Annotated in this window: 3 protein-coding genes; 2 read left to right on the plus strand and 1 reads right to left on the minus strand. The window is 33.3% G+C overall.

The features are described 5' to 3' along the window. Nucleotides 1-286: 286 nt before the first annotated feature. Both BS85_RS10980 and BS85_RS0109800 read left to right on the plus strand, forming a co-directional pair. The gene (locus tag BS85_RS10980; RefSeq protein ID WP_051604786.1) at nt 287-829 is read left to right on the plus strand and encodes a bacteriocin; all 543 of its coding nucleotides are present in this window, start codon (nt 287-289) and stop codon (nt 827-829) included. A gap of 49 nt (nt 830-878) precedes the next feature. Next, nucleotides 879-1892, plus strand: a complete 1014-nt coding sequence (locus BS85_RS0109800; RefSeq protein ID WP_026944625.1) for a hypothetical protein — start codon at nt 879-881, stop codon at nt 1890-1892. Nucleotides 1893-2048: 156 nt separating this feature from the next. Here the strand turns inward: BS85_RS0109800 and BS85_RS0109805 are convergent, their stop codons facing one another. Beyond that, on the minus strand, nt 2049-3242 hold the full coding sequence (locus tag BS85_RS0109805; protein WP_026944626.1) for a Cj0814 family flagellar-dependent secreted protein: 1194 nt from the start codon (nt 3240-3242) through the stop codon (nt 2049-2051). Nucleotides 3243-3332: the final 90 nt, after the last annotated feature.

The following is a 3332-nucleotide window of genomic DNA, read 5'->3' on the forward strand; positions in this document are numbered from 1 at the left end:
ATCTTTTTAAGCATTATAATCCTTTATAATAAGTTATACAAAGGATTAGCAAGAAGTGTTCCATATTGGATATAAAGAATCGCAAATTATCTAAAGTTTTGCAAAGAATTTAGCAAATAGTAAAGCAAAAGTTATGATAAGTTTTTGTGAGGACGCGGTGTCTAAACAAACTTGTTTCCTTGCGTAACAAGTTTAACTAAATTAAAGAAAGTTAAAAATATTTTATACTTCATTTTAGATTCTGTAATTTATAATGAAATCTCAAACTTTTAAAAAAGGAGAAATAATGAAAAAATTAATTTTAGGATTCTTATTAATCTTTGGAATCTCAAGCACACTCTTTGCTGAAGTAGATTTCATCGCACTTGCAACCAATGGAGAGTTTAACGAACAAAGCGCAGGTGTGAAAGTCTTAAATGATGAGGAGATGAAGCAGGTTGTGGGTGGGGCAACGATTTCCCCCAAAACGATTCTTAATAGTTATGGGGTTACAAATAATTCAGGCACAAAAATATCTTATACTGCCTACTATAAATTAATCCCAGAAAGAGCAAATGAGCTATTGCCGCTCAATGTGGATACAGGCTCTGGAGAATATATTCCAGCAGTTTCTGCAACTTTTAATTTTCTAACAAATAAAGTTAGCATAGAAATTATTGGGGTAAGTCAATACAATCCTGTCTATACAAGAAGTGCGGATAGCTATTATGCTAATCACCTTCTCACAGAAAACAATAAAAGACTTTATAATCAGGCGGAAAGTTTTATTAGGCAAGATAAGACAAGTTATCGTTCTATGGGAGCAAATTTTAATCTCAAATATAGATAATGGAACGCCTTTTGCTTATCCTTTAATAGGTTTTATTCAAAGGATAAGCATGTTTGACCTAAATACTTCTTTGCCTAATTATCACAATGCAATCTTATACGGCAATAAGAATAGCCAAATTAAAGATAATAAAAAAGATGTGAATTTACAATCTGCTACAATCAGCAATGAGGAAGCAAGGGAAGCCTTAAATAGCCGATATAATAGCGGGATTTACACATATCATCTCGCATTAGATGAATTTCCAGATATTGCGTTTTCTGAAATTCTACACAAAACAGATTCCTTTCGCTCTAAAATTTTAAAACAAGCCGCAAATCAATATATACCAACAGAAAATGAATACCAAAAAGCAAGGGATTCTCTTAATGAACAACTAGACAATATTTTAATTGAACTTTATAAACAAGAGCCAAATTTAGAAAAAAATCCCAATAATTACCTAATTGATGGTGTGATAAGAATGAAAGTATTTTTAAAAATGGACGAGGAAAATATACAAACAAGCAAACAGGCATTATTAAACTCAATTAGTTCTCTCAATCGCGCCTCTGATGCCAAAGATTTAAAAGCAAATCTATCAAATTATATTGGCAATGTTGAGGGTGTAGCCTATAGTATGATAGAGCAATTTAATTGTTTGTTTGCTTGTTTGGATATTCCAAAGTCTCAACAAGAATCCATTGAAAACGCCCTTAGCATTATCACGAGCTATACATACGATAAGAGCGGAAGGCTTACAGATTCTCTTAATATAGGAGGTTATACTATTTCTTGGGAGGGGGATAATCCTACAATTTTTCAAGGTTCTTATTCCTTGAAAATTTCTTATTCACCGCAAGAGAATATTTTACTTTCCCTCGCCTCCAACCTTGATTCCTCGCAAACTTTCTTTGAAGTCTTAGAGCAAAGAGATAAACTAGAAAAGCAAAATCAAGAGTTTAAAAACAAACAAGCCTCTATCGCCTATGGAATCCTGCAAAATACCTTTACTAAATCCGATTCCACAGATTCCATAATGCAAACACTGCTTAAGGAATCTAAAGAGGGCAGAAAGACTTAAGATTTGTCATTGCGATTCCGCCCCTCGTTATTGCAAACGCCTTTGCTGTCATTGCGAGAAACAAACATAGTGAGAGACGAAGCAATCCATAATGTAGAATTACCCAAAAGATTCCATTAGCAAATTTACAAAGACTTATGCTTACACAAAATAACCTTATCCTACCATAGCCTTAATAGTTGTTTTAAGATAATCCATAAAATCTTGGTTGTTTAGGGCTTGGTAGCGTTGTTCTTGTTTAGGAGTATAGGAATCCCATTCTAAATATCCCTGCAAATTCATTTTGTTATGCAGCAAATGGGGTTCTTTGTTACCTTGCATAAAATAGTAATAAAGCCATAAATTGCATTCAAGACTAGATTCTATGAAATCATCAATACTTAAAGCTCCTGCTTTTATGGCATTATAGTTGCTTACACTATCGCCACCATAATAAAACTTCTCAAAATTTTCCAATACTTTTTGATATTCGCTCTTTATTGTTTCGGACGATTGCGCTTTAAACACTGCTCCTTGTTGCGCCATAAAAGCTACGAGCAATCCCTCTTTGGAAATGTTGTTTTCATTAATGTATTGTTTAATGCTAAAGGATTCATCACACATATAAAGGTCAGATTCATTAATGCTGCCGTCCTTTTCAAAAACAAAAAATAAATTTTTAGCCCCATTGCTTAATCCCAAGTTAAATAATATATCCTTTTCGTGCATTGCAGATTCTAACTCCTCCTGATTTTGATAAATTTTAGTCATCTCCCCGCTATCATACGCAATTCCAGCAGGAAAATGTTCCTGTAATTCTCCCAAATTATAAGTATTTTTTGTAGAATCTTTAATGAGCGGTTCTAATTGAGTGTAAGCCCATTTAAAAACACTTGCAATATCAAGTTTATTAAAATAACTCTGTCCATTAGCAAGTGGCATCGCACCCGCATAATATACGCCATTTTGAAGCGTGAAGTTTGCGCTCTCTCCACTTGGCATAGACATTGTATTAGGGGTTACATAAGTTTTGTGCATTTTTTCTAGTGTTTCTTTATGTATCTTAAAATCACTAGGCAATCCTGCTTTTTTATTAAAATCTGCCCCCATAAACCCATTTTCATCAACACTATATCCAAAAAGTGTTGCTTTATTGTTGTTTGGTGCTAATGTCTGAAAATCATTCATTTTTAAAAAAGCAAGATTTGCTAAATCCTCATTCTTTAAAGAATTATTTTTCGTTTCTGCATTTTTGTTTTGTGCCAAAAAGAGGGTTTGAAAATCCTCCTTAGACAAATTTGCATTCACATTAGAATTTATCTTATTAAAGTTTGAATGAGAGGTAAGCGACTGATTTTTTATTTCTAGCATTTTTCAAAACCTCTTCCACAAACTAAGTGTAAAAACACTATCAGGAGCAGAGGAGCTTCCCCCAGCAGTTCCAGAGACAGAAACAGCAGT

This window comes from Helicobacter rodentium ATCC 700285 (genome assembly GCF_000687535.1).
Lineage (GTDB): Bacteria > Campylobacterota > Campylobacteria > Campylobacterales > Helicobacteraceae > Helicobacter_D > Helicobacter_D rodentium.

Coding starts and splice junctions, on each gene's coding strand:
- BS85_RS10980 (WP_051604786.1), top strand. CDS start 287: ATGAAAAAATTAATTTTAGGATTCTTATTAATCTTTGGAATCTCAAGC.
- BS85_RS0109800 (WP_026944625.1), top strand. CDS start 879: ATGTTTGACCTAAATACTTCTTTGCCTAATTATCACAATGCAATCTTA.
- BS85_RS0109805 (WP_026944626.1), bottom strand. CDS start 3,242: ATGCTAGAAATAAAAAATCAGTCGCTTACCTCTCATTCAAACTTTAAT.